The 26,763-nt window shown below is 61.3% G+C and carries 22 protein-coding genes, 1 other RNA gene and 2 pseudogenes; 16 read left to right on the top strand and 9 right to left on the bottom strand.

The features are described 5' to 3' along the window. Nucleotides 1–47 precede the first annotated feature (47 nt). The 3 genes and pseudogenes from smpB (at nt 48) to ssrA (ending at nt 2,415) form a co-directional block, all read left to right on the top strand. Nucleotides 48–530 carry an SsrA-binding protein SmpB gene (gene smpB / locus AC1RQI_RS04910; RefSeq protein WP_416633362.1) on the top strand — a complete coding sequence of 161 codons (483 nt, stop codon included), beginning with the start codon at nt 48–50 and terminating at the stop codon, nt 528–530. Nucleotides 531–615: 85 nt separating this feature from the next. Next, nucleotides 616–1,935 (top strand): annotated as a pseudogene (locus AC1RQI_RS04905) (wax ester/triacylglycerol synthase family O-acyltransferase); the annotation flags it as partial. Between the two features lie 117 nt (nt 1,936–2,052). Then, nucleotides 2,053–2,415: a transfer-messenger RNA gene (gene ssrA, locus AC1RQI_RS04900) on the top strand. A gap of 113 nt (nt 2,416–2,528) precedes the next feature. On the opposite strand, the gene AC1RQI_RS04895 is transcribed toward ssrA, so the two are convergent. The 5 genes and pseudogenes from AC1RQI_RS04895 to AC1RQI_RS04875 form a co-directional block, all read right to left on the bottom strand. Then, entirely contained in the window at nt 2,529–10,058 is a 7,530-nt protein-coding gene (locus AC1RQI_RS04895; RefSeq protein ID WP_481903951.1) for an Ig-like domain-containing protein, read from the bottom strand. Between the two features lie 84 nt (nt 10,059–10,142). Further along, nucleotides 10,143–11,555: pseudogene (locus tag AC1RQI_RS04890) on the bottom strand (DUF4347 domain-containing protein); the annotation flags it as partial. Between the two features lie 52 nt (nt 11,556–11,607). Beyond that, nucleotides 11,608–12,213 carry a phage tail protein gene (locus tag AC1RQI_RS04885; RefSeq protein WP_481903889.1) on the bottom strand — a complete coding sequence of 202 codons (606 nt, stop codon included), beginning with the start codon at nt 12,211–12,213 and terminating at the stop codon, nt 11,608–11,610. A gap of 98 nt (nt 12,214–12,311) precedes the next feature. Next, nucleotides 12,312–12,668, bottom strand: a complete 357-nt coding sequence (locus AC1RQI_RS04880; protein WP_481903888.1) for a DUF6916 family protein — start codon at nt 12,666–12,668, stop codon at nt 12,312–12,314. Nucleotides 12,669–12,739: 71 nt separating this feature from the next. Beyond that, on the bottom strand, nt 12,740–13,243 hold the full coding sequence (locus AC1RQI_RS04875) for a GNAT family N-acetyltransferase (RefSeq protein WP_481903887.1): 504 nt from the start codon (nt 13,241–13,243) through the stop codon (nt 12,740–12,742). A 309-nt stretch (nt 13,244–13,552) separates the two neighbouring features. Here AC1RQI_RS04875 and AC1RQI_RS04870 point away from each other — a divergent pair, with 309 nt between their 5' ends. Continuing rightward, nucleotides 13,553–14,953: an OmpP1/FadL family transporter gene (locus tag AC1RQI_RS04870; protein WP_481903886.1), complete on the top strand. Its 1,401-nt coding sequence runs from the start codon at nt 13,553–13,555 to the stop codon at nt 14,951–14,953. 58 nt (nt 14,954–15,011) lie between these two features. On the opposite strand, the gene AC1RQI_RS04865 is transcribed toward AC1RQI_RS04870, so the two are convergent. Then, nucleotides 15,012–15,428 carry a DUF4124 domain-containing protein gene (locus AC1RQI_RS04865; RefSeq protein ID WP_481903885.1) on the bottom strand — a complete coding sequence of 139 codons (417 nt, stop codon included), beginning with the start codon at nt 15,426–15,428 and terminating at the stop codon, nt 15,012–15,014. 100 nt (nt 15,429–15,528) lie between these two features. Here AC1RQI_RS04865 and AC1RQI_RS04860 point away from each other — a divergent pair, with 100 nt between their 5' ends. Then, nucleotides 15,529–16,560: a metallophosphoesterase gene (locus AC1RQI_RS04860; RefSeq protein WP_481903884.1), complete on the top strand. Its 1,032-nt coding sequence runs from the start codon at nt 15,529–15,531 to the stop codon at nt 16,558–16,560. On the opposite strand, the gene AC1RQI_RS04855 is transcribed toward AC1RQI_RS04860, so the two are convergent. Both AC1RQI_RS04855 and AC1RQI_RS04850 read right to left on the bottom strand, forming a co-directional pair. Continuing rightward, on the bottom strand, nt 16,557–17,036 hold the full coding sequence (locus tag AC1RQI_RS04855; RefSeq protein ID WP_481903883.1) for a CDP-archaeol synthase: 480 nt from the start codon (nt 17,034–17,036) through the stop codon (nt 16,557–16,559). The two genes, AC1RQI_RS04860 and AC1RQI_RS04855, sit on opposite strands and share 4 nt — an antisense overlap. A 27-nt stretch (nt 17,037–17,063) precedes the next feature. After that, on the bottom strand, nt 17,064–18,449 hold the full coding sequence (locus AC1RQI_RS04850) for a class II fumarate hydratase (protein ID WP_481903882.1): 1,386 nt from the start codon (nt 18,447–18,449) through the stop codon (nt 17,064–17,066). 261 nt (nt 18,450–18,710) lie between these two features. Between AC1RQI_RS04850 and AC1RQI_RS04845 the strand changes: the two genes are divergently transcribed. Together AC1RQI_RS04845 and AC1RQI_RS04840 are read left to right on the top strand one after the other, a co-directional pair. Then, on the top strand, nt 18,711–19,628 hold the full coding sequence (locus tag AC1RQI_RS04845; RefSeq protein ID WP_481903881.1) for an alpha/beta hydrolase: 918 nt from the start codon (nt 18,711–18,713) through the stop codon (nt 19,626–19,628). 62 nt (nt 19,629–19,690) lie between these two features. Next, nucleotides 19,691–20,452, top strand: a complete 762-nt coding sequence (locus AC1RQI_RS04840) for a DUF8198 family protein (RefSeq protein ID WP_481903880.1) — start codon at nt 19,691–19,693, stop codon at nt 20,450–20,452. Nucleotides 20,453–20,457: 5 nt separating this feature from the next. On the opposite strand, the gene AC1RQI_RS04835 is transcribed toward AC1RQI_RS04840, so the two are convergent. Next, complete coding sequence (locus tag AC1RQI_RS04835; protein WP_416633352.1) at nt 20,458–20,742, bottom strand: polyhydroxyalkanoic acid system family protein; 285 nt, start codon at nt 20,740–20,742, stop codon at nt 20,458–20,460. A gap of 142 nt (nt 20,743–20,884) precedes the next feature. Between AC1RQI_RS04835 and ubiE the strand changes: the two genes are divergently transcribed. From ubiE to AC1RQI_RS04790, 9 genes are read left to right on the top strand one after another with little or no spacing between them, the layout of a single operon-like run. Then, on the top strand, nt 20,885–21,634 hold the full coding sequence (ubiE, locus tag AC1RQI_RS04830) for a bifunctional demethylmenaquinone methyltransferase/2-methoxy-6-polyprenyl-1,4-benzoquinol methylase UbiE (protein ID WP_481903879.1): 750 nt from the start codon (nt 20,885–20,887) through the stop codon (nt 21,632–21,634). Beyond that, entirely contained in the window at nt 21,634–22,257 is a 624-nt protein-coding gene (locus AC1RQI_RS04825) for a ubiquinone biosynthesis accessory factor UbiJ (RefSeq protein ID WP_481903878.1), read from the top strand. Before ubiE ends, AC1RQI_RS04825 begins: the two co-directional genes overlap by 1 nt. Next, complete coding sequence (gene ubiB / locus AC1RQI_RS04820) at nt 22,254–23,891, top strand: ubiquinone biosynthesis regulatory protein kinase UbiB (protein ID WP_481903877.1); 1,638 nt, start codon at nt 22,254–22,256, stop codon at nt 23,889–23,891. The genes AC1RQI_RS04825 and ubiB overlap by 4 nt, the downstream gene beginning before the upstream one ends. After that, nucleotides 23,881–24,303, top strand: coding sequence for a phosphoribosyl-AMP cyclohydrolase (gene hisI / locus AC1RQI_RS04815; protein WP_481903876.1), 423 nt, complete (start codon nt 23,881–23,883; stop codon nt 24,301–24,303). Before ubiB ends, hisI begins: the two co-directional genes overlap by 11 nt. Continuing rightward, a complete protein-coding gene (locus AC1RQI_RS04810) occupies nt 24,303–24,641 on the top strand; it encodes a phosphoribosyl-ATP diphosphatase (protein WP_416633348.1) in 339 nt (112 codons plus the stop codon). Before hisI ends, AC1RQI_RS04810 begins: the two co-directional genes overlap by 1 nt. A gap of 15 nt (nt 24,642–24,656) precedes the next feature. Beyond that, nucleotides 24,657–24,914, top strand: coding sequence for a Sec-independent protein translocase subunit TatA (gene tatA / locus AC1RQI_RS04805; protein ID WP_416633347.1), 258 nt, complete (start codon nt 24,657–24,659; stop codon nt 24,912–24,914). Nucleotides 24,915–24,923: 9 nt separating this feature from the next. After that, nucleotides 24,924–25,280, top strand: coding sequence for a Sec-independent protein translocase protein TatB (gene tatB, locus AC1RQI_RS04800; protein ID WP_481903875.1), 357 nt, complete (start codon nt 24,924–24,926; stop codon nt 25,278–25,280). Further along, nucleotides 25,277–26,041 (top strand): twin-arginine translocase subunit TatC, encoded by a 765-nt coding sequence (gene tatC, locus AC1RQI_RS04795; protein WP_416633345.1) that lies wholly within the window; start codon nt 25,277–25,279, stop codon nt 26,039–26,041. Before tatB ends, tatC begins: the two co-directional genes overlap by 4 nt. After that, the gene (locus tag AC1RQI_RS04790; RefSeq protein WP_481903874.1) at nt 26,038–26,760 is read left to right on the top strand and encodes a 16S rRNA (uracil(1498)-N(3))-methyltransferase; all 723 of its coding nucleotides are present in this window, start codon (nt 26,038–26,040) and stop codon (nt 26,758–26,760) included. The genes tatC and AC1RQI_RS04790 overlap by 4 nt, the downstream gene beginning before the upstream one ends. Nucleotides 26,761–26,763: the final 3 nt, after the last annotated feature.

The following is a 26,763-nucleotide window of genomic DNA, read 5'->3' as shown; positions in this document are numbered from 1 at the left end:
ATACGCCGTTTGCAGAGACACCCATTCCGCCAGGCCGGATGACTCCCATGGCTCAGAAGAAAAAGCCCGCCAAGGGCGGCAGCACGATCGCGCTCAACAAAAAAGCACGACACGAATTTCACATCGAACAGACGTTCGAGGCCGGCGTCCAGCTGCATGGCTGGGAGGTCAAAGCGTTGCGCGCGGGCAAGGCCCAGATCACGGATGCCTATGTCCTGCTCAAGGATGAGGAGGCGTGGCTGCTGGGCGCCCATATTCCACCACTGCCGTCTGTGTCCACCCACATCAATCCGGACCCCACGCGCACCCGCAAGCTGCTGCTCCATCGCCGGGAGCTGGCCAGCCTGCTTGGCAAAACCCAGCAAACGGGCCACACCTGTGTACCGCTCGCGCTGTACTGGAAGAAAAACCTGGTGAAGTGCGAAATCGCGCTGGCCAAGGGTAAAAGGCTTTACGACAAACGCCATGCCGAGAAGGAACGGGACTGGAACCGCCAGAAGCAGCGCATCATGCGCGACACACTGCGCTGATTGTCGAATGCTTATTTTACCTGCTTTCACTTAGCAGTATACTGGCTGTTCACAACGCCAACATCACGGCAACCAGGGAGGGATCATGACTGCTCAGCGAACAGCCATGTCCTCGGTCGACACCGCCTGGTTGCGGATGGAGTCGCCTGAAAGCCCGATGATGATCGGTGCCGTCCTTGTGTTTGACGAACCAATCGAGCTCAGCGCGTTCCGCAACCTGCTTCAGGATCAGTTTCTGCGCTTTGAGCGCTTCCGCCAACGCGTCGTCTGTGTCAATGACCGCTGTTACTGGCAAGACGACCCATGGTTTGATCTCGACAACCACCTCCACCTGACAGCCCTCCCCGGAGACGCCGACCAGGCCGCGCTGCAGCGACTGACCAGCGACCTCAACAGCACGCCACTGGATTTCAATCACCCGCTGTGGCAAATCCATTATGTGGACAACTACCAGGGTGGGTGCGCGCTCATCATCCGCATCCATCACTGCATCGCGGACGGGATCTCGCTGGTGCGGGTGCTGCTGTCGCTCACCGATGAGCAGGACGGCACAGGCAACAGCCCGAAACAGGCAAAGCGCCGGAAGCGGGCCCGGAAACAAACGCCGGAATGGCGACAGACCCTGTTTCGTGCCCGCCGCAACCTGCGCCTGGCACGCTGGCAGCTGCGCCAGACGTTACGCACAATGCGGGAGGACCCCGCCTACCTCGTGCGTCTGGGGCGCGAATGCGTATTCGTGGGACGCGACCTGCTCAAGGTCGCCGTCCGCCCTCCGGACCCCCCAACCTCCCTGAAAGGCCCCCAGTGCGGGCGCAAGGAGGTGGCATGGTCCGAGCCACTGGACCTTGGCGAGGTCAAGGCCACGGCGAAGGCTCTGGACGGTACGGTCAACGATGTACTCCTGGCTGCAGCGACGGGGGCCATTCAGGCACACATCCAGCAAAGTGCGACACCACTACCCGAAACCGGCATCCATGTAGCGGTTCCCTTTAACCTCCGCCCCCTGGATCAACCAATCACACGGCTCGGAAACCAGTTCGGACTGGTGCTGGTCCCTCTGCCCGTCCAGACCCTGTGCCCGAGGGAACGCTTTGAAGCCGTACGCAGTGCCATGAACGACCTCAAGCGCTCCTACCAGGCCCAGGTTTCCTACGGGCTGCTGGATGTGCTCGGCCGCGGCCCGGACCTGATGGAACGCCGCGCCCTGGAACTGCTGAGCCGGCGCGCCTCGGCGGTGCTCACCAATGTGCCGGGTCCGGACAAGCCACTTCATCTTTGTGGCTCGCGCCTGCGGACACCGATGTTCTGGGTGCCCCAGACCGGCGATATCGGGATTGGACTGAGCATCTTCAGCTATGCGGGCGAGGTTCAGTTTGGCGTCATCAGTGATCGCCAGCTGATCGACTGCCCCGAAAACCTGGCCACTGCTTTCGCAGACGCCTTCCACCAGCTCCGTGATCTCGCGCTCTGTAACCGGATTCCCCTTGAGTCCACTCTCGGTCGCCCCTATACTGGCCCGTACGGGGACGATCCGGATTCGACGCCGGTGACAAAACCCGAGGTGCATGCCGAGACGGCAGCGAGTCTCGATAAATCAAAGCTGCTTTAAAATAGTCGCAAACGACGACAACTACGCACTCGCGGCGTAAAAACCGCTAGTGCCTGCCTGACCGGGGTGCCTGTCCCCCGCGTTTCACAGGCAGTCATAGCAGACAGGATCGCCGTTGCGTGATGCTCGCAACGTAACGGTTAAAATCTGGTGAGCTCGCCCCTTGCACCCTGACCTTCGGGTCGCTTGGGGTTAAAGCAATAGAAGGAACCTAAGCATGTAGAGCCGAGGGCGGAGTACCGGCGGACGCGGGTTCAACTCCCGCCGTCTCCACCAAACAGAAAACCTTAAAGCCCTGATTCGTCAGGGCTTTTTTTGTTTCTGCGCTTCGGCAATCCTTATATGTCCCGATACGGGACCCAACTGTCCTCCCCGCAAAACACCTTTTGCTATAGGATAAAGTCCCAATCCGTGCTCTGGGTATAGAGATCCTGCATTTCGGCCGAATCCACGAACTCCTGGGCCACGATTGCAAGGCTCGTGCCACTGTTCATTTCCGCCACCCAATAAGCCTTGCCGGAGGCATCGGAGGACCGGCCCAGGAGCTGCTCGTAAAGCAAATCCACCTTCTGGGCCGGGGATTCAAGAGCATTAATACCTTGACGCGAGTCGGTAAATTCCTCGGATGTAAGAAATTCGACTGCCACCTCGCCTAGTTCGAGTTTGCCACTTGCCAGAGCCTCAATCCAATACTGAAACCCATCCAGATCGGCCTGCCGACCCAACACTTGTTCGTAGAGAGTCGCCAGAGGATCCATGGCGGCGCTGTTTTCCACGGCGTGATCGCCATTATCAAACACCAGAGTCTCGGCATTGACCACCGTTGCTGTTTCACCGGTTTCTTTTTCCCGGACCAGGGTCTGGGCATGGTCTCTTATGATGTCGTAGTCAGCCATGCGACCGGCGAACAGGACTTCATCAATACCACTGCCACCATGGATAATATCCTCACCACCATGGCCCGCCAACGTATTGGATCCGCTACCCCCGCGCAGCATATCAGCGTAAGAGGTCCCCTCAGCATTTTCGGTGGATTCCAGCCTGTTGATTTCCCCATGACCATCCAGGGCAACGCCAGTGGCAAGGTTCACAAGTACGCCCTTAGGGGAAAGCCCTGTCTGGACAATTCCAATTTCCAGCTCACGACTGTAATCCGCTGTACCACCCCACTCGCCACCATTGGGCCTGTCTCCGCCAGCCGCACCGATCAGAAAGTCCCATTCCGTGCTCTGGGTATAGAGATCCTGCATTTCGGTCGAAGCCACGAACTCCTGGGCCACGTCCGCAAGGCTCGTGCCACTGTTCATTTCCGCCACCCAATAAGCCTTGCCGGAGGCATCGGAGGACCGGCCCAGGAGCTGCTTGTAAAGCAAATCCACCTGCTCGGCCGGGGATGCGAGAGCATCAATACCTTGACGCGAGTCGGTAAACTCCTCGGATGTAAGAAATTCGACTGCCACCTCGCCTAGTTCGAGCTTGCCACTTGCCAGAGCCTCACTCCAATACTGAAATCCATCCAGATCGGCCTGCCGATCCAACACTTGTTCATAAAGCGTAGCCAGAGGAGCCATGAAGGCGCTGTTTTCCACGGCGTAATCGCCATCATCGAACGCCAGAGTCTCGGCATTGATCACCGTTGCCGTCTCACCGGTTTCTTTTTCCCGGACCAGGGTCCGGGCATGATCTCTTACGATGTCGTAGTCCGCCCTGGCCCCCGCAAAAGACACCTCGTCACCACCGCCTCCACCATGAATCATGTCGTCACCGCCATGACCCGCCAACGTATTGGATCCGTTGTCCCCGCGGAGCATATCAGCGTAAGAAGTACCCTCAGCATTTTCGATGGATTCCAGCCTGTCGACTTCCCCATGACCATCCAGGGCAACGCCAGTATCAAGGTTCACAAGTACGCCCTTATGGGAAAGCCCGGCCTGGACCATGCCAATTTCCGGCTCACGACTGTAATCCGCTGTATCGCCCCCCTCACCACCGTTGAGCCAGTCTCCGCCAGCCCCTCCGGTCAGAGTGTCATCACCGCTTCCCCCGAACAGACGGTCGTCCCCCCCGGCCGAAGCAACCATGTCATCACCACCGGCGCCACGGATAATGTCGTCACCAGGACCGAAGAACAGGTCCTGATCGGTATTATCACCGAGCACGTTATCAATATCCGGCCCGCCCTCGGGAGAGCGTTCTTCATTGCCCTGGAAGGCACCGCTGCCACGCACCACCAGAGAGCCGCTACCGGCGATATTGATAGTGGAACCGCTGATTCCCCCGCCACCAGGATCATTGCCCCCTAGGTTACGGCTATCCACAATAACCAGGGGAGCCCCCCGTTCCCCACCATCATCCGAGGCGCCAATGGCAACAGAGATCCTCTGCTCATCATCACTTCCTTCGTTACTGGACTCCGAGTATGTTGGAACGATCTCCACCACCCCGGTCCGTTGGCCGGCTCTGACGGTTTCGTCCAGAAACGCCTCACGATCGGCCTCATCAATGCCGGACTCACCCCCAGAGGCGGATTCCCGGTCAATCACCGTGCGCACATTATCGCGGCTGTCGCTGGTGCGCCTTGTGGCAATCAGCCCGAGATTATCGGACAGGCTGGCCCGCACCCCACTGCCAATCTCGACATCCACATCCTCGGTGGCATCGTTATCATCCTGGCGCTCGTCGCCGGTGACCCGATCCACGACGGTGACCTCGACCGGTTCACCGGTATCACGGTCGGTCGTGGTGCCCCTCGTGCCCGGCGCTCCGTCGATGGTGGTATCCTCGAAATCATTGGTCTGATCAAGGCCCGTGTCGATGTCGTTATCCGTCTCGGCCTGGTCGTCGCCGTCAAAGAGGTCGTCATCCTCCCCGTCACCATCCGTGTCGTCCTCGTTCGGTTCTGGGTCAGGATCCGGGGGTGGAGGCGGAGGCGTCACGTCGATACTCAGTGAACCGGTCGCATCCCCGGCCCCGTCCTCATCGCCATCGCTCAGGGTGAAATCAAACGTCACGGTTCCGGCATTGCCCGGCGCGCTGAAGCTGAGGTTGCCGTTGTCGATGTCCTGTTGCGTGAAGGTGTCGTTCGCCCCCAGCGCCGTTCCCGAAAGGAATAACGTGCCGCTTCCAGGAGCCGAGGTCAGGGTGTAAGTCAACTCCGACCCATCATCATCGGGGTCGCCTTCCTCAAGGTTGCTGGTCCCGACAGTCACGCTCTGGCCAGCTTCAACGCTGGGCCCGCTATTGGTCTCGATCACTGGCGCATTATTCTCTCCCTGCACTTCCACACCAAGACTGGCCGTGGCCGTATTGCCAGCCAGGTCCAGCACCGTAACCTGGAATGAAGTGGTGGCTGTTTCCCCCACAGCTAAGCGCTCGAATTCACCATTGGCATCAAAGCTCACCGCGCCCGTCGGATTCACATCGAGCAGACCGCCATTCGAGCCAACAACCCCAGTGGCCGCGATGGCGCCAGCCGCACCCGTATCGTTGGCAGTGACGTTCAGGCCGCTCAACGTATTGCTCGTAGCGCTTTCAGGCGCGGTATACCCGGAATCCTCATTCGCGGTTGGCGACGTAACGTCCACGTTAAGGGACAGTTCCGGTGAGGCGGCGCTGTCATTCACACCGTCGGAGGCGACTACATCAATGGCATTGGTGCCCCCGCTGGGGAGATCCCCTGCCGAAAAGGTATAGCTCCAGTCACCGTTGCCGTCGGCTGCAGTCGTGCCCACACTACTGCCACCCACCCGCACGTAAACCGTTGCATTCGCTTCGGCACTGCCGGTGATGGTGGGTGTTGTGATAGTCGTGATGCCATCGTTGTTCGAAATACCACTGTCGTCACCCGCCAGCAGCTCGGGGGCGCTGGCCGGGGCGTCCGGCGTGTTGGCATCGACCACCAGGTCCTGGTTGTCCGCCAGGCTCTCGCCCGCCGGCACACTGAGATCCGCCGACTGAATGCCGTCGTCCAGGGTGGCGCCGCCGGTGAGCTCAATGCCCGTAACGTCAAGATCGGCGCTGTCGGTCTCGCCCTCGCTGATGCTGTAAGAGCCACCCACGCTGCTCTGGCCCGTGAAGTCGCTGCCCGCCAGCGTCACCGTCTCGCCGTTGGACAGCGTCGCCGCCAGGGTGCCGCCGTTGGCGCTAAAGTCGACAGACTTATCGAACGTGACGGTCACGTTCACGCTCTCGCCCACGCCATAGCTGCCGTCACTGGTGCTCGAGTCGATCCGGCTGACGCCCGGCGCGGGTTGGGTGATGACCGAGAAGACGTCGGCCTGGCTCAGGTCCGCGCTGTTGCCGGCCGCGTCCTCCACGCCGTTGAGCTTGAGGTCGATGGCCTGAACCACCTCGTTCACGTCAATGAGGTCGTCACTGGCGTAGGTAATGGCCAGGGTGTCGCCATCCAGGAAACTGTAGGAGGGGCTGGCCGTCAGCGTGTTCGTCGGATCCTCGCTGGGGAAACTGATCGAGGTGGGCGTGACCGCCTGGTTCATCGCCTCATTGAAATCAACGGTGATCGTGAAGTCATTCCCCAGATCGCTGTCGTTGATCGTGTCCCCACCGACGTTGGTGCTGACACTCGCAATGCCGGGCGCGCTGGTGTCGTGGGTCAGGCTCTGGGTCCCGGCGGATGAGGCGTTGCCAGCGGTGTCCGTCTGCACCACCGACACCGTCAGCGCGCCCTCGTCCAGGCCGGAGACATCCACCTCATTGCCGCCAGCCAGGGTCCAGTCCCCGTTGCCATCAGCGCTTACCTGCTGCGTGACCGCCGCGGTGGCGCCATTGCTGTCGTCGATCGTCACATCCACGCTGGCGCCGGCCTCTACGCCGCCACCGGCGACAACGACGTCGGTGTCTTCCGTGGCGTTGACCGCATCGTCACCCTCGATGGGCGTCGTGATCGTTGGCGCCTGCGCAGGCGCGGTGGTGTCCACGGTCACGCTCAGCGGCGTGGCGTCACCGCTGGTATTGCCGGCCAGGTCGGTGCTGGTGGCCGTGATGGCGTGGGTGCCATCGCCCAGCGCGCTGGTGGTCAGCGACCAGTTGCCAGCCCCATCAGCCGTCGTCGTCCCGATCACGCCGTTGATATCCGAGGATACCTGGACCATTCCGTTGGCGAGCGCACCATTGCCCGTCAAGGCCACGTTGGCTGCCTTCGTTACCTCGTCACTGTCCGAGGCGCCGGTATCAGACGAGGCGAGCAGATCGGCCTGCCCTGGCGCGCCCGGCGCGGTGGTGTCCAGCGTCAGCGACCGGGCCGCGGAGGCCGACCCAACATTGCCCGCCTCATCCGTCACACGCGCGGTCAGCGACTTACTGCCGTCGCTGCCCAGATCGCCATCGGTTACCGCGATATCGACATAGCCGTTGCTGATATCGCCCGCGGCCAGTGTCGCCGTCGCCGGCGTGCCAAGCGATGCCCCGCCAAGCAGCACCTCCACGCTGTCACCGGCCACCGCATTCGTGCCGGCCAGATCAACCCGGAGCGTTGGATCAGTGACATTGGTGACGTCATCGCCATTCGAGCTGCCACTGTCGTCACCCGCCAGCAGCTCGGGGGCGCTGGCCGGGGCGTCCGGCGTGTTGGCATCGACCACCAGGTCCTGGTTGTCCGCCAGGCTCTCGCCCGCCGGCACACTGAGATCCGCCGACTGAATGCCGTCGTCCAGGGTGGCGCCGCCGGTGAGCTCAATGCCCGTAACGTCAAGATCGGCGCTGTCGGTCTCGCCCTCGCTGATGCTGTAAGAGCCACCCACGCTGCTCTGGCCCGTGAAGTCGCTGCCCGCCAGCGTCACCGTCTCGCCGTTGGACAGCGTCGCCGCCAGGGTGCCGCCGTTGGCGCTAAAGTCGACAGACTTATCGAACGTGACGGTCACGTTCACGCTCTCGCCCACGCCATAGCTGCCGTCACTGGTGCTCGAGTCGATCCGGCTGACGCCCGGCGCGGGTTGGGTGATGACCGAGAAGACGTCGGCCTGGCTCAGGTCCGCGCTGTTGCCGGCCGCGTCCTCCACGCCGTTGAGCTTGAGGTCGATGGCCTGAACCACCTCGTTCACGTCAATGAGGTCGTCACTGGCGTAGGTAATGGCCAGGGTGTCGCCATCCAGGAAACTGTAGGAGGGGCTGGCCGTCAGCGTGTTCGTCGGATCCTCGCTGGGGAAACTGATCGAGGTGGGCGTGACCGCCTGGTTCATCGCCTCATTGAAATCAACGGTGATCGTGAAGTCATTCCCCAGATCGCTGTCGTTGATCGTGTCCCCACCGACGTTGGTGCTGACACTCGCAATGCCGGGCGCGCTGGTGTCGTGGGTCAGGCTCTGGGTCCCGGCGGATGAGGCGTTGCCAGCGGTGTCCGTCTGCACCACCGACACCGTCAGCGCGCCCTCGTCCAGGCCGGAGACATCCACCTCATTGCCGCCAGCCAGGGTCCAGTCCCCGTTGCCATCAGCGCTTACCTGCTGCGTGACCGCCGCGGTGGCGCCATTGCTGTCGTCGATCGTCACATCCACGCTGGCGCCGGCCTCTACGCCGCCACCGGCGACAACGACGTCGGTGTCTTCCGTGGCGTTGACCGCATCGTCACCCTCGATGGGCGTCGTGATCGTTGGCGCCTGCGCAGGCGCGGTGGTGTCCACGGTCACGCTCAGCGGCGTGGCGTCACCGCTGGTATTGCCGGCCAGGTCGGTGCTGGTGGCCGTGATGGCGTGGGTGCCATCGCCCAGCGCGCTGGTGGTCAGCGACCAGTTGCCAGCCCCATCAGCCGTCGTCGTCCCGATCACCCCGTCGATGCTCGACGACACCTGGACCGTCTCGTTAACAAGCGCGCCACCGCCCGAAAGCGCCAGGCTGTTCTCGCTCGTTACGTCGTCGGTATTCGAGGCGCCCGTGTCATCACCGGCCGCCAGATCGGGCTGGCCGGGCGCGGCGGGCGCCGTGGTGTCCAGTGTCAGCGACCGGGCCGCGGAGGCCGCCCCGACATTGCCCGCCGCATCCGTCACACGCGCGGTCAGCGACTTGCTGCCATCCGCCCCCAGGTCGCCATCGCTGATCGCGATATCGACGTAGCCGTTGCTGATATCGCCGGCAGCGAGCGTCGCCGTCGCCGGCGTGGCCAGCGCCGACCCACCGAGCAGAACCTCCACGCTGTCGCCGGCTACCGCGTTCGTGCCGGCAAGCGCCACCCGCATCGTGGGATCGGTGGCCTTGGTGACGTCGTCGCTGTTCGAACTGCCACTGTCGTCGCCCGCCAGCAGCTCGGGGGCACTGGCCGGCGCATCCGGCGGTGTGCCATCCACGGTCGCGTCCGAACTATCAGCCTGGGTGGTCGTATTGCCCACATCGTCAGTGGCCGTGGCGCTGACATTCAAATCGTTACCGACCGCCGAGGTGCTGTCGATCGTGTAGGTTGCGCTCCAGATACCACTCGCATTCGTCGCGGCCACGCTCGTCCCGCCGCCCAGGGCGCTGAAGTCGAATGTGACGCCACTAATGTCGCCATTATTATCCCCGGTGCCCCTATTGTCCCAGGAAGCGGTCAAAGTGTCGCCATTAATGAAAGCCCCACCATTCCCCGTAGCACCCGAGATCGAAATATTGGCATCCGTGACAATTGGTACGGTGTTATCGAGAGTGTACTCCTGATCACCGGTATGACTGCCATCACCCGCACCACTCGTGCCCACGCCACCGAGGGACGTCGTTGTGTCCTGGCTGTTGATGCTGTCATCGTCGGTAAGGTTAAGCCCCACAGTACCATCAAAGTTCGCAAGGTCGCCCCCTGAAACCTCGACACTCCAGGTAATGTCGTCACTCGTGCTAACGTTGGTCACTCCAGCACTGGTCCCGCCTGTCACGGTAAAATCCCCGGCATCCACGCCGGCAACAGCCTCGGAAAACGTTACAGCAAACGTGACCACATCCGCATTCGTGGTAGCGCTGCCCGGTATACCGCCGCGATTGATACTATTAACCTCGGGAGCATCATTCACCGTGACATTAACAGTGACCGTATTGGTGTCGGTCCCGTCTCCGATCTGGACGTCGAAGCTGTCGCTACCGGAGAAATCGGCGTTCGGTGTATAGGTCAGCCCTGTAGGTATTACACTGCCCCCATTCGACGTAGCCGTCGCATTGAATCCCCCAAGGCTCCCATTAGAAGGGCCTGCTACATCGACCCAAGTAAGCGGATCACCACTATCACGATCAGTAACAGACAGCAGGCTATTGATTGATGCTGCCGAACCATCCTCGTGAAGGGTAATACTAGGCGAGCCGGTATCGAAGGTAGGAGCGGTATTGGGGGGAACTGCTGGCTCGAAATCAATATCATCAAGAATAAAAGAAGGGGCATTGCTTGACCCAACCCCTGGATCGGTACCAGTTAGCCGAATTTTGGTAATATTTTCCCAATCCGAACCAAACGTTAAAACCCCACCATAATCGGCCTCTTTCGAATCAGCATAGGTAATCGAACCAGAACTATCACTAGTCGTGAAATCTACATTATCTGATGCAACAACATTATTGGACCCATCCCAACCTTCCACCAAAAAATTCTCTGAGCGATTAGCGACAAGCCCATCACTAACGCTCATAAAAATACTTTCAATTTTAAAAAAATCCCCATCTGAATCAAAGACCTCAAAATAAGTTGGAGGAGCGGATCCAACGAGCCCATTCAGGTAGATTACTTTTTCACTGGGAGATTTCGAGGGAAATGCAGAACTAACCCCAAGAGTAGACAGAGTCTCTATCGTCGCATCATTATCTCCCGAACCATCTGTAGTATACGTAATACCATCGACAGTACGACCACTATTCGTAATATCAATCAGCGCCCCATCACCTGGATTATCGGAGTAGTCTTCATCACTTGGTTGCGCAAGAACGGCCTGAAACGCTGAAGTACCCTCGAGTTCACTCGTTTCAATGGAGCCAGCAAGCGTCTCCAGATCCCAATCCCCGCCAAGGGCCTCCGCGCCCGTCAGGTCGTTGGAGGCTGCCACGTCCACATCAGTAAACTCCCCAATTCGGTCGATAAAATGACGCCCCTCGTCATCCCTCCCGACATTGCAACCGTAAAGTAATAGGTCCCCATCAGGTAAAAGGGCATTACCAAGGGTAGCAAGTTCTTCTTGGTGGGCGCTCAGGGCCTCGGTATTCAGTTGTGTGGCCCCAAGCTTTAATTCGCCAGCAGCACCATGAGACACGACGTGAACAGCCTCAAGACCCGAACGCTCCTCCAGCGCGGAGGCTATCTGGGCCAAGCCATTCGATTCAGGCTCAATGAACACCACGTCGGCACTATTGGGAATGATGTCTACCAAGTCCTGGTAATTCTTGACGCCCTTGTCGATGACAACAACCGTGCCCCCAGCCGAACCACCCTTGGAAGTAGACTTGAACGCTTTCATTGGTAAATCCCTTTTTACTTAACTTAACCTGACACCAAACCCGGAAACATGCTTAGACGCGTGGTGGATAGGTACCGTTCAGACAAATCAGAAAGCTAACCGCCAAACGCGGCCCTGAAGGATCAAAAGACTGTCCAGAGCCTGCGGCTCCAACATTCAATCTGTTTACATCGAACCCCGTGCTTCCCCCTTTGATCACCTGCTCATTCCCTGTGGCATTGGTATACATATCGGACGCTGTTAGCCCTTGCTTGGCCTGCCCAGCAAGGTAGGAGTCACTGTCTGGTTTGCTTTGGTCGGCACCAGTCGTTTGAACAGTCAGTCCTCCGGAACCATCTCCACCACCGTCCTGATAACTCACCCCATGCGAATGGGTCGGCAAATGCTGCTCGCCGAGCGTCATTTGCGGTGTGCCAAACGGCGCCCCCAATGGCAGTTGCTGTCCCCACTGCGTTGCGCCATGGCCCACCGGCGCACGACCGCGCAGGTCCGGTAGCCCCAGAGTGCTCCGACCATCCCCGCCAAAATTCATCCCAAGAATGCTGTACAGGGCTTGATATTGGGAGATCTGTAAAAGCTGCCCATTGCAGAAGCCAAAATCCTGGATCGCATAATTGCCGCCAAACATGATGATTTGGCCCATATACATCGTCGCCATTGGATCGCCCTCCGTTCTGGTGTTTGACGCGGCCCCTCGACCACGCCCTCTTTGATCAAGCCTCCTGCCTTCCAAGCGACTGGCTCAGTGGTTGGCAGTTAATTCATGACAATCTGGTACGTCATTAATGGTCGACCGCCCTCGTCAACTGGCGCTCCAGGTTCGATCACCGGCGTTATATGCACCGGTGGCAGTCCAGGAAGCGTGCTATGACAGAGGAAATAACACCCCGCTTCGACAGCCCAATCTCCGGGACCATGGAACAGCAAGCTGAACGGTTCCCGCCCATCAGTCCTGCATTGTGCAGCCGGTTGCCGGGAAACCCTCGCAAGCGTGAGATCCACCTGCCCATCAGCATCATCCGCCAAGGTCAGTGCCTCTCCCACCAGGGCCTCGAACACCTCCGCTGTCAGCTCTTGCAGTGCCTGGATCCGTGAGGCTGCGTCATCATCCATTCGAGCCAGACTCCCTTAGAGCACGTTTTACTGTTGGGGCTGCCCCCATACGTGATCGAATCATCATTATCCTAGCGGCCTTCCGCCGGCCTCCATTCGAGCCAGACAAAAGCTGCATTCGGGCGATCAACAGCCTGAAACCCGAGGTTCCCGTAGACCCGTAACGCGGGTGCATTCATGATCTGCGCCACCAGAACCACGGGTACACCAAGCTGTAAGGCAACGTTCTGCACCGCCTGGACAACCCTCTGACCAATCCCCCGACCCTGAGCTTCCGAAACCAAAGCCATATCGACGACATGGACCATGCCCTGACTGAAGTCCAGAACCAATCGACCGCAAGCGGTGTTGGCCCGCTCAATGATGTAGTAAAGAGCCTCGGGAAACTGCTCGCCGTAACCCTTGAACTGTGCCTGGTATTGCATCTCCACCAGGCTATGGATGAATTCAGGGTCCGCATCGGCAAGCCACAAGTCCCATCGGCTGGCATTGTGTACCATGCGCTCAAAGTCCCTATCCCCGGCGCGGCTCGGCCGCATCCCGACGCCGTTTCCCAGATCAAGCCTTGAAAGCATGCGTAATTGCTCCGTGTTGTGCCCTCACAGCATCTCGCTCCCTTAGGCCAAATGTGCACTTTTTGACCAGAAAAGGCAACCCATTGTTGTGCTTCAGCCTTGTATAGAATCTGTTCCCGTCGCAGGCTGGTTTGTGAACAAACCTTTCACAGTGTGAACCAGCCCAGGAGCACAGGATGGCTGCCAACGCTTAAGCCATCGGCACCACCGGTCATCCCTCATTTACAATGGCCAAAATGCGCCCAAAGGTTTGTCGTTCAAGCAATAAGAGGATTAGAATTCGTCAACTCCATGACGATGATAGAGGTGATGATGCGTACGATTTTTGACGCTCGAGGCGCGGTTATCCTGACCGCCGCAATGGCTCCCGGTCTTTCAATGGCAGGTGGTTTCTCGCTGAACGAGCAGAGCGCCAGCGCTATGGGCACGGCGAACGCCGGTGCGGCGGCCAACCCGGAAAACGCAGCAACCGTTATCTTCAACCCCGCCGGCATGACCCAGCTTTCCGGTACCAATGCCTCTTTTGGCGCTGCCGTGCTGGACATTGACGCGGAAGCCGACCAGGCAACGGCCACCAACCAGGTGGGCCAGCCCGTCCAGGGGAGCACCGGTGGTGACATTGCAGACCCCGCCTACCTGCCCAGTGCCTTCATGACCCATGAGCTCACCAACAACGTAGCGGTCGGCATTGGCCTGCACGCCCCCTATGGCCTGGCGGCGGACTACGAGGATGACTTTACCGGTCGCTATTTTGCAGACGAGACCGAACTCACGGGCATTGCCCTGGCTCCCTCCATTGCGGTGGATTCCGGAGACGGGCTGTCCCTGGGGGTGGGCGTGAACCTGATGTATCTGGAAGGCAAGTTGACCAAGTTCAATGATACAACAGGGATGATCGCGCAGCAGAACCCCAACATGACGCCCCAGCAGGTCACTGCGATGGCCGCCCAGACGCCCGACCCGCATTCCGACGTTGAAGGCGACTCGATTGAGTACACGCTGCGTATCGGCGCTCTCTATGAGCTCTCCGACAGGACCCAGTTCGGCCTGACCGCGGAGACCGGAACCGAGGCCTCCCTTCAAGGGGATATCACGATCACCAACTTCCCGGCTCCCACCCAGCAGAATCCGGCGAACACGACAACACTCAAGGAAGACGCCGAGGTGCCTCTGGATATTCCGCCGAGTGTGACCTTTGGTGCCCGGCATGAACTGACCGACAAGGTTACCCTGCTGTTCGGGGCTACCTGGGCACGCTGGAGCGACTTCGAAGAGCTGGATGTGTACTCCGACGAGGGCGGCACCGGCCAGGTCTCCGGCTCACTCAACCGCAATCCGATTACCCACATCACGGAGAGGTGGCAGGACACCATGCAGTACAACCTTGGTGCCACCTGGCAGGCCAATCCGGAATGGAAGCTTAAGGCCGGCTATGCCTGGGATGAATCGCCCGTGGACAACTACAGCACGGCACGGATTCCGTCCCAGGATCGCCACTGGCTGACCCTCGGCACGCAGTTTGCGCCAGTGAACAGTGACTGGACCGTGGACGCAGCAGTGGGCACGCTCATCTTTGACGGCGATGCCGAGTTTACCGAGCAGGATTACAGCCACCAGACGCCCACAACCCCCTCCAGCGCTGCGACCTATAATGGCTCCTACGACCTGAGCGCATGGAGTGCCTCCGTGGAACTCAGCCGCTCCTTCTAACGGACCCCTTTCCAGGCTCCAGGGAAGGAGCTGCCCCATCCTTCCGTTTCGCCCTCACTCAGCATTCATTGAATACTTTCGAGCGCAACGCCCGCCGCTCTTCCCGCAAGCGATTGCCCGTGGGCTCCTGGTAACCGCTGCGCAACCGGTCATTGATCTGCTTCAACCGCGCCTCATACTCCTGGCAACGACGCTCCTGGGCAGCCTTTTCGCGCTCCCTGGCTATCTGCTCCCGATCCTGCTCTTCAGTATCGTCCGTGTGCTCCGGTGCCCAGGTACCTGGTTCCGGCAAACGCGCTGGCGAATTCACCAGGTCTGGACGGACTTTTTCCTGGTGAGCCTCAGCCTCGGGTCGTTCATCGGTGAAATGCGTCACACCCTGGTCGTCGGTCCATGTGTAGAGCTCCGCCCTGCAAGGGGCGACCAGCACGACGGTAAGCGCGGCTACGAATGCGGATAGGCGTTGATGTGGCATGCCCCGTTCTCCCTGAATGAGTCTGAAATCCCTGACTAACGCAAGAATCCTGGCTCAGGTTTCAGGTGTCAAGCCAGGGCGAGCGTGCCGATAGCCTGCTATGATGGCAGCAAATCGACGGACGCCGGAGCACACCCCCTCGATGGATGGTTTTTCCAGCCTCCTGATTGGAGATCACAGCGACACGGAACGCACCTACCAGCTGGAACTGAGGCTGGGAGCGGATCACGCACGCCAACGGCTGGCCACGGAGCGTGAGCGTGAATCACTGTTTCTCAGCGGCTCCGGCAAGCATTTTCACCTGGAAAACCTCTATTCCATGCCGGCCCTGGTGCGGCTGGCTCTTCGCTTGGGTGGTCTCTACCGGCGAGCGGTGCGCAACAGCCGGGCCCTGAGGGTAACGACCAACCGCTTCATCATTCCCAATCTGCCCACCGCGCTTGAGGGCTATACGCTGCTGCAGCTCAGCGACCTCCATGTGGACATGGACGAGGCCAACCTGCACGCAGTCATCGAAACGGTGCGGGGACTGGAGTACGACCTCTGCGTGATCACCGGCGACTACCGGCGCGATACCTGGGGGGACATCACCCCGGCCATGGAAGGCATGCGGCGGCTGCGCAACCACCTGAAAGGGACGGTTCTGGCCATCCTGGGCAACCACGACAGCGTGCTGATGATTCCGGAGATGGAAAGCATGGGCTATCGCATGCTCATGAACGAAAGCCTCTGCGTGGAGCGCGCCGGAAGCGAACTGTGGATCGCCGGCGTCGATGACCCCCACCTTTACCAGACCCATGACCTGCAGGCCGCGACGAGCGCCATCCCGCCAGGCGCGCTGTCACTGCTGCTCAGCCATACCCCCGAGATCCATCGCGAGGCGGCCCACGCCGGATTCGACCTCTACCTGTGCGGGCACACCCATGGCGGCCAGCTGTGCCTGCCGGGCGGCATACCACTGACCCTGGATGCGACGATTCCACGCCGCCTGGGCCGCGGGGCCTGGCAGGAGGACGCCATGCAGGGCTACACAACAACGGGCGCGGCCACCTCGATCCTCAACGTGCGCCTCAACTGCCCACCGGAAGTCACCCTGCACCGGCTGACTGCTGGGCCGGATGCTCCCCGTTAATGGGGCCGTTGGCGGAGCCCCAACCGGTAGAGAAGCGGCGATCCCCAGATATTGAGCCCGCAGAAGATCAGCACCGCCAGAAGGGCTGCCCAAGCGCCAACGCCCAGCCAACACCAGGCCACAAACGCAGGCAACACCCCTTCCGGCGCCTGATCCAGACCCAATGCCCGATCACCGGCCTCAAGCCCCAGGCGACGCTTGATAAAACTTGAAGCCAGGTCGCCGAGCATGGCGGCCGCGCCAAAGACAGCCCCGAACAGGACGCCCAACCCGAACAGCCAGGCCAGCACAGCGGTGGCAGCAACCGCCACAGCCACCCCGCGCCAGCTCTTGCTGGCACCGAACAGCCGGCGGCCATCAGGCAACCGGCAACCGCCATCCACCGGCAACCCCGGCACGCCCCGGAGCCGGCTCAGCACCATGGGCGCACCATTGGCCACCAACAGCAGCGCGACCAGCTCGGGGATCAACAGCATGACGTGCTGCCTGGCAGCGTACGCCGATCAGGCGTCCGGCAGGCCTCCCTGGGTCTGCTTGATCGGGTCGAGCAGCGCCCGCAGCTCGTCTTCCGGCACATCCGTCTCTTCCTTCGCCACCTCCAGAATGGAGCGGCCGCTCGCATAGGCCTTCTTGGCCACTTCCGCCGCCTTGGCGTAGCCGATCACCGGGTTGAGGGTGGTCACCAGTACCGGGTTCTTACCAACCGCTTCGGCCATAACCTCACTGTTGACGGTAAACCCGGCAATCGCCTTGTCCGCCATCACCCTTGCAGTATTGGCCAACAGACCGTTCATTTCCAGCAGGTTCCAGCCCACCAGCGGCAGCATCACATTGAGCTGGAAGTTGCCGGACTGACCGGCCGTGTTGACGGTGGCATCCAGGCCGGTCACCTGGGCCGCCACCATCGCTGCGGATTCAGGGATCACCGGATTGACCTTGCCGGGCATGATGCTGGAGCCGGGCTGCAGCGCCGGCAGGGTGATCTCGCCCAGGCCATGGATGGGGCCGCTGTTCATCCAGCGCAGGTCGTTGGCGATTTTCATCACCACGGTCGCCAGACCACGATACGCGCCGGACAGCGCCACCGGCGCATCAATGGCACTCTGACCCACGAACGGATGGTCCATCGGAGTGAAATGCAGATCAGTGAGCGCACTGAGCTCTTCCGCGAACAGGCGCGCAAAGTCCGGATGCGCGTTCACGCCCGTCCCCACGGCGGTGCCGCCCTGGGGAATGCGCAGCAATCCCCTGGCTGCCTCTTCCAGGCGATCCCGGGCATTGCTGATCTGGTCGCGCCAGGTTCGCAGTTCCTGGGACAGGGTCACCGGCATGGCGTCCATCAGGTGGGTGCGACCTGTCTTGACCACGGACTCCGTTTCTTTCTCGCGACCGGCAATGGTCTGCATCAGGTGATCCAGCCCCGGCAGAAGGGCGTCGTGCACCTCGGTCACCGCGCTCAGATGAATAGCGGTGGGGATCACGTCATTGCTGCTCTGGCTCATGTTGACGTGATCGTTGGGGTTGACCGGCTCGCTGTTGTGGCCGGAAGCCAGACGCGCGATCACCTCGTTGACGTTCATGTTGGTGCTGGTACCGGAACCGGTCTGGAACACGTCCACCGGGAACTGGTCAGCATGGGCACCACCGAGCACTTCGTCGCAGGCCGTCTCGATGGCCTGGGCACGGCCCGCGTCCAACAGCCCCAGCACAGCATTGGCGCGGGCTGCGCTGCGCTTGATCCGCACCACGGCGTGGATGAAGGCGCCGGGCATGGGCCGGCCGCTTACCGGAAAGTTGTCAATGGCGCGCTGGGTCTGGGCCGCCCACAACGCATTGGACGGGACTTCCACCTCGCCGAGGCTGTCTTTTTCGATACGCTTGTCACTCATTGGGACCTCCGTCAGGTTTGACCAGGCAGTTCAAAACTGCGGCTATAGTGCCTTTCGAAGGCCCGGTTTTCCAGTCATTGGCCCTCAGGCACTGGTCGCAGAAGCGGATGCGCTGCCGCGTGATCGCTGTCTCAACAGCCAATGCTGTTACACAACTTAACGCCCAATCCAGAAACACTTCTATAATGTAAGGTAAAGATCGTGACATAAGCCGGTCACATAAAAGGTGTAATGCCGCGCCGATGCAAGGGGGCAGATGCGATGAAAGCCAGTGACATCCGCAAGCTCAAGAAACGGATCGAACCCGCCTACAGCGAAATGTTCTCCGGCCGGGTGCACGAAGTCGGTTCCGGCGCTGTCGCAGTACGCAACCACAGTGGCGAAGTCCAGCACACAGTGATCGGCGTGCATGGTTTTCTGGAAAACCAGTGCTATTTCACCCAGCTTTACCAGGAGCCCACCACCGAGCTGATCCTGTTGACCTGCTCCAACTATCATATCCCGGTAAGTGGCCCCAACCTGGAGCGGCCGGACTGGGTGGTGCGCAACCCCCACCCGGAGGCCACCATTGAGTACGATGCCCGCATCCTCATCCAGACCATAGAAAACCTGCCGTCCTCAACCCGGATCCGGGTTCACGGTCATTCGCGCGGCGGCGGCGTGATCGTGGAAGCCGCCCGCCAGCGGCCCGAACTGTTTGAAACCATTGATGTGGTTCTGGAAGCACCGGTACTGCCCCAGGGGCAGCTCCATGCCCTGGTGCGGGCCATCCTGGAGCCGGTAAGCCACGGCATGTGGCCCTGGGTGGTGCGCGCCATCAACAGCACGCCCTCATCCGCGTATGCCCAGACCTTCTTCGGGCGCATGAACCCGCGCAAGAAAACGCTGTTGAACCGGATGTTCTCGGCTACCCAGGACCATCTCACCATTGTGCGCAATATCGAGAACATCATCGCCTGGATGGAGCAATGGGATACGGATGTTCTCGGCAATATCCGCCAGGGCACCATCCTGATCCCGGAAACGGACCGTATACTCGATCGTGACATGATGATGGCCGCCGCCCGACAGTCGGCCACTTCGGTGCGGATCGTGGAAACCGAGAGCACCAGCCATTTCATTACGCTGGACAGCGAAAGCTGGGTGCCTTCCATGAATGACATCCCCTGGGCAGCCTGAGCGCCATTGTCCGGCGCCGCTGCCCCCACTAGAATGCCCGTCGCCATGATTGGAGGACGGGCGTGTACCGCTACAAGCTGACCCAGACCCAGACACGGACTCCCAATGCGCGCCGGCTGCAGGAGCTGATGCTGAGCTATCACGATTTCCGGCAAAAGCGGGTAGGCCATCCCCTGGAGCCGTCGATCGAGGCCCTGGGCTGCTGGCAGGCGCAACGCCTGCGCGAGACCCATCGCGACCTGTACGAGTCTCCGCGCTACCACGAAGCCCTGGATTTCCTGTTGGAGGACCTTTACGCGCCCCAGGATTTCAGTCGCCGGGATGACGACTTTGACCGGATCTTCCCCTACCTGATCCGGCTGAGCCCGGACAGTGCCCTGTTCACCCTCTCACAACTGGTGGAACTCAACCTGATCAGCCAGCGCCTTGATCTGGCCATGGCGGAATGGCTTACTCATGATCAGGGCCTGGATCCAATTGGCATTGAAACCCTTTCCGACGCTACTTACGCGGAAGCCTATCGGGCCTGCGGGCAGGTGGATGAACGCCAGCGCCAGATTGAGCTGATGGACAACGTGGGGCGTGACCTGGAACGTTACGTGGACAGTCGGTCACTGCGCATGGGGCTGAAGATGATGCACCAGCCCGCACGCATGGCCGGGCTGGGCGACCTCTATCAGTTCATTACGGAAGGGGTTCATGCTTTCCGCGCCATGGGGGACGTAAGCGAGCTTCTGGAAACCATCCGCAAACGCGAGACCCGCATCATGAAGCACATTCTCGCAGGCGGCGCCCTGCCACGCCACGGCGCGCCACAAAACTGACCGCCTCAGCTGTGGCGCGCCAGAATCGACTCCAGATGATTGACCACTTCCTGTTCAATCCGGCTCTTGAACGGTCGCAGCATCATGCCCAGCGCCAGGTCCACACCAATCTCTTCCGGGTAGATGGCCACCTCCCCGTTGAGCCCGGCACGACGCAGCTTCAGGCGCTCCCCCTCCCAGTGCCACTCAAAGTCGTAGTGTTCCGTCATCTCCCGAGCCAGCTCATCGGCCACCCGCAGCGCGTGATCATGGTCCATGGCATGCGTGCGGCGGATCTGGATTCGGGACATCGGAACTCCTCGACTGACTGCGGTAACGAGCGGTGCGCGATATTTTACGCAACTGCAGCCCCGGAGGCGAGCCCTGGCCAGGCGGCGAAGACAAGCTGCTCATCCGGGGTTAGAATACGCCAAAGCATCAGCGGAGGTCCCCATGGCGGATCAGGACACCACCCATTTCGGCTACCGCAAGGTGTCGAAGCAGGACAAAGCGAAGCACGTCGGCCAGGTCTTCTCATCGGTGGCCAGCCGGTACGACCTCATGAACGACCTGATGTCCATGGGCATCCACCGGCTCTGGAAGCGCTTCACCATTGAGCTCAGCAGTGTCCGGCCCGGCCACCGGATCCTGGACATTGCCGGCGGTACCGGCGATCTGACCATGCAGTTTGCCGACAGAGTCGGCGCCGAAGGAGAGGTGGTCCTCGCGGATATCAATCAGGAGATGCTGGAGGTGGGCCGGGAACGGCTGATCGACCGCGGCTACGCAGGGCGCGTGGACTACGTTCAGGCCAACGCCGAATACCTGCCCTTTCCGGACAACGCCTTCAACGTGGTCTCCATTGCCTTCGGTCTGCGAAATGTCACCGACAAGGATCTGGCCCTGCGCGAAATGACCCGGGTCCTCAAGCCCGGCGGCAAGCTCCTGATCCTGGAATTCTCCAAACCGGTCAACCCGCTGCTCAACCGGGCCTACGATGCCTACTCCTTCACGGCCCTGCCACTGATGGGCCGGCTGATAGCCGGGGACAGCGAGAGCTATCAGTACCTCGCCGAATCCATCCGCATGCACCCCGACCAGGACACGCTCAAGGGCATGATGGAAAGCGCGGGCCTGGTCCAGTGCAAGTACCACAACATGACCGGCGGCGTGGTCGCCCTGCACGCGGGGGTTAAGCCCTGATGGGACTGGGCGCATCGTTGCTGGACCGCGCCACGACGCTGGCCGCTTCAGCGCTGAACCGGGCTCTTGAAGCAGACCCGGCGGCGCGCGACATCCTGCTTCAGGAGCTGGTGGCGCCCATTTCGGTCACGCTGGTGCCCTTCGGCGCCACGCTCACTCTGGCCCGTTCCGGAAACCAGCTCGCGCTGGAACAGGGCACACCGGTCCGCCACCCAGAAACCCACATCAGCGCCACGCCCCTGGCACTGCTGGCGCTGGCTGGCGGCGACACCAGTGGCCTGGATCAGGGCCTGATCGGCATTGAAGGGGACCCCGAGCATGTCCGCCGACTCGCACAGCGCCTGCACGAACTGGCACCGGACTGGGAAGCGCTCTTCGCCCGGACCATGGGCGATGTGCCCGCCCACGTCATCGCGCAGCGCCTGCGCGATGCCCTCCACTGGAGCCAGCAGGCGCGTGCCTCCATCCACGCCAATATCGAGGATTACCTGCACGAGGAGTCCGGGCTGGTGCCAGGCCGCAGGGAAGCCGAGGCCCGCTTCAGTGACATCCGTGACCTCGAGGCCCTTACCGAGGCCCTTGAGAACCGCCTGAACCAGCTGGACCCGGAGGCAGACCGTTGATCAACCCGGGCCGCCTGCTCCGGATCCTGTGGGTGTTCAGCCGCTACCGGCTGGACACCTTCCTGCGCCTGCTGGCCCTGCCCGCTGGCATCCGCCTCCTGCTGGCCATCGCCCCCTGGCGGCTCTTCCCGCAGCCGGAAGCCGACCGTGGCGAGCGCCTGCGCCAGGCCATGGAGGAACTCGGTCCAGTGTTCATCAAGTTCGGCCAGATCCTGTCCACCCGGCGCGATCTACTGCCGGCAGACATGGCCGACTCACTCAAACATCTCCAGGACCGGGTCGCCCCCTTTGACAGCAATGACGCCCGCGCCATCGTGGCGTCGGACCTGGGGGCGGCTATTGCCGACAGCTTCAGCGAATTCGAACAGTCCCCCCTGGCCTCGGCCTCCGTGGCACAGGTCCACGGAGCCAGGTTACTGGACGGCACTCCTGTGGTGGTCAAGGTCATCCGTCCGGGCATCGAGAAGACCATCCGCCAGGACATCCGCCTGCTCTACCTGATGGCGCGACTGCTGCAGCGATTCTGGGCCGAAGGCCCGCGCCTGCGCCCGGTCGAGGTGGTTGCGGACTACGAGAAGACCATCTTCGATGAGCTCGACATGCAGCGTGAGGCGGCCAATGCCAGCCAGTTGCGTCGCAACTTCCCGGACTCGCCACTGATTTACGTGCCCCAGGTATACTGGTCCCATACCGGGCGCCGGGTCGTAACCATGGAGCGGGTCACCGGCATCCCCATCGGGGATACCGAGGCTCTGCATGAGGCGGGCGTGGACATGAAAGTGCTGGCCGAAAAGGGCGTGGAGATCTTCTTCACCCAGGTCTTCCGGGACAGCTTCTTCCATGCGGACATGCACCCCGGCAACATCTTCGTTGACGCCTCCAACCCGGCGGATCCCCAGTACATCGCCCTGGATTTCGGCATCGTCGGCACCCTGGGCCCCTCGGACAAGAACTACCTCGCACGCAACCTCCTGGCCTTCTTCCGCCGCGACTACCATCAGGTGGCGGTACTGCACATCCAGTCCGGCTGGATCCCCGCCGATACCCGGGTGGACGAGTTCGAAGCCGCCATCCGGACGGTGTGCGAACCCATCTTCGCCAAACCCCTGCGTGACATCTCCTTCGGTCATTTCCTTCTGCGGCTGTTTGAAGTGGCCCGCCGCTTCCGCATGGAAGTCCAGCCGCAGCTGGTGCTGCTGCAGAAAACACTGCTGAATGTGGAGGGCCTCGGGCGCCAGCTCTACCCCGACCTTGATCTCTGGGCCACGGCCCAACCCTTCCTCGAAAACTGGATGCACCAGCAGATGGGCCCTCCCGGCATGATACGCTCACTGCGCGAGCACCTGCCGGGCTGGGCCGAACAGGCCCCGGAGATGCCGCAGCTGGTCCATGACGCGCTGGAGCGCGTTGCCACGGATCAGGGGCCGCTCCAGCCAAGGCCTGAGCCACCCGCTGCTTCCCCTCGCCGCCGACTCTGGCCTTTTGTTGGAGGCGGTGCCTGTGTGGTGGGCGCGCTTGCCCTAGCGGAACCCGCCATCCGCGAATGGCTTCAGACGCTGCCGGTGGCAAGCTGGATTCTGCTCGGCGCTGCGACCGTGTTATTGTGGTATGGGAAACGAAGTAATGGGCACTGACATGACAGCAAACGCCTACCCGGAGTGGATTGGGGAAGTCGTCTTCAATGACGACGGCCTGATTCCTGCCATTGCCCAGGACGCGGCCAACGGGGACGTACTGATGATGGCCTGGATGAACGCCGACGCCCTGGCAAAGACCGCGGATACCGGCGAGGCCATCTATTACTCCCGGTCACGGGACCAGCTCTGGCACAAGGGCGAGCGTTCCGGCCATGTTCAGAAAGTGCACGAAATGCGGCTGGATTGTGACTCGGATGTCATCCTCCTGAAGGTCGAACAGATCGGCGGCATCGCGTGCCATACCGGCCGGCGCCACTGCTTCTACCGCCGGCTTGACAACGGCGTCTGGCAGGAATCCGGAGCGGTTCTGAAATCCCCCGACACCATTTACGGAACGGAGCAGGGCTGATGGACACCGTATTGAGCCAGCTCGCCCAGGTACTTGAGGACCGGCGCCACAACGCAACGCCCGATGAATCCTATGTGGCGAGGCTTCACGACAAGGGACTCAACAAGATTCTGGAGAAAGTGGGCGAAGAATGTACCGAAGCCTTGATCGCCGCCAAGGACGCGGAGCGCTCAAAGGACAATAATGACCTCATCGCGGAGACAGCGGACCTGTGGTTTCACAGTCTGGTCATGTTGTCCCATCAGGGTGAAGGGCCTGAAGCCGTGCTCAACGAGCTGGCCCGGCGTTTCGGTCTCTCCGGCCTGGACGAAAAAGCCCGGCGCACGCCGGAATCCTGAACAGGAGGAATGATTATGGGTGGAATCAGTATCTGGCAGCTTCTGATCGTCTTCGGCATTGTCGTGCTGGTGTTCGGTACCAAGAAACTGCGCAACATGGGCGGCGATGTTGGCAGCGCCATCCGCAACTTCAAGCAGGCCATGAATGATGGCGACAACGAGACCTCCGAGGCCGATAAGAAGGACGCAGATTCCGGCGGGCGCACCCTGGAACAGCAGAACACCGAGGAGACGCCCGAAGCGGAGAAGCGCCGCGACCACGAGCACTCCTGAGGGCCCTGAATGTTTGATCTCGGGTTCCTGGAACTCTTTCTCTGCGGCGTGATCGCGCTGCTGGTGCTGGGCCCTGAACGCCTACCGGCAGCGGCGCGCACCGCTGGCCACTGGATCGGCAAGGCCCGCCGCATGACCCGCCAGTTCTCCGAGGAGCTCGACCGCCAGGTCAAGGCCGAGGAGATCCGCGAACAGCTACGGCGGGAGAAAAGCGATATCGGGTATGAGGACATTCAGCAGAATGTGCGCGAAGCACTGGACGAAGCAAAACTGGATGAAGACTACCTGAAAACCGGAACCGGCGACGGGACCGGTGGCAACCGGACTGACGCACCCGATCCCAACAACGCCCAGAACCGCTCATGACCCAGCAGGACGAGCACCCCGACGAAGAAACCATGCCGCTGGTGGCGCACCTGGTGGAGCTGCGCAACCGGCTGCTCAAGGCGATCCTCGCCATTCTGGTTATTTTCCTGGCGCTCTACCCCTTCGCCAACCAGCTCTACACCTGGCTTTCCGGGCCACTGCGGGCCTATCTCCCGGAAGGCAGCAGCATGATCGCCACCGATGTGGCCGCTCCCTTCTTTGCCCCGCTCAAGCTGACCCTGGTACTGGGAACCTTCCTCGCCATGCCCGTCGTGCTTTACCAGATCTGGCGTTTCATGGCCCCAGGACTCTACCGGCACGAGAAACAGATCGCCTTCCCGCTGCTGGCATCGTCCATCATTCTGTTCTACCTGGGCGCGGTGTTCGCCTACTTCGTGGTCTTTCCGCTGGTGTTCGCATTCTTCACCTCCGTGGGGCCGGCGGAAGTCACGGTCATGACCGACATGAGCAGTTACCTCAGTTTCGTGCTCAAGCTGCTGTTCGCCTTTGGCATCGCCTTCGAGATCCCGGTCGCCATTATGCTGATGATCCTCAGTGGCGCCACGGATACCCGCTCACTTGGCGAAAAGCGCCCCTATGTGGTCGTGGGCTGTTTCGTGGTGGGCATGATGATGACGCCCCCGGACATGATCTCCCAGACCCTTCTGGCCGCGCCCATGTGGCTGCTGTTCGAAATCGGACTCATCTTCGGCCGCATGGTCGAACGCCGCCGGCCACCAGAGGACGTGGACGTGGCATGAACCTGCTCCTGCTGCAACCGGAACAACAGATCACGCCACAACAGGCGCGTGTTACCGGACGCCAGCTGCAGCATCTGCACGCGGTTCACGGGGCCCGTACCGGTGATCGCATCAAGGTAGGGGTGCGCGATGGCGCGATGGGCGAAGGCCGCATCGAGACGCTGGACCACAATGAAGCGATACTGAGCCTGGTCCTGGACGAGGCGCCCCCGCAACCACTGCCACTGACGCTGGTCCTAGCGCTGCCACGACCCAAGATGCTGCGCCGGATCATCCAGTCGGTAGTGGCCATGGGTGTCAAGCACCTGGTTCTGATCAACAGCTATCGGGTGGAAAAGAGTTACTGGCAGACCCCCTGGCTGCAGCCGGAATCGCTAACCGACCAGATCACGCTGGGCCTGGAGCAGGCCCGGGATACGGGCTGGGTCAGCATCGAACAGCGGCCCCGTTTCCGGCCCTTTGTGGAAGACGAGCTGCCCTGGATCGCCCACTCAACCCGGAGACTGATCGCCCACCCCGGGGTCACACCCGCCTGCCCCGCCGGCCTGAGCGAGCCGGTTACCCTTTGCATGGGGCCGGAAGGTGGTTTCATCCCCTTCGAGGTGGCGCTGGTTTGTGATCAGGGCTTTGAAGCGGTACACATGGGATCGCGGATCCTGCGTTCCGAAACCGCGGTCCCGGCACTACTCGGACACCTTTTTGACCTGAGCGTGGCGTAACCC

The organism is Salicola sp. AFF1, from assembly GCF_056783195.1.
The sequence above is the reverse complement of the archived record's forward strand: the minus strand, read 5'-3'. Positions and strand labels throughout refer to the sequence as shown.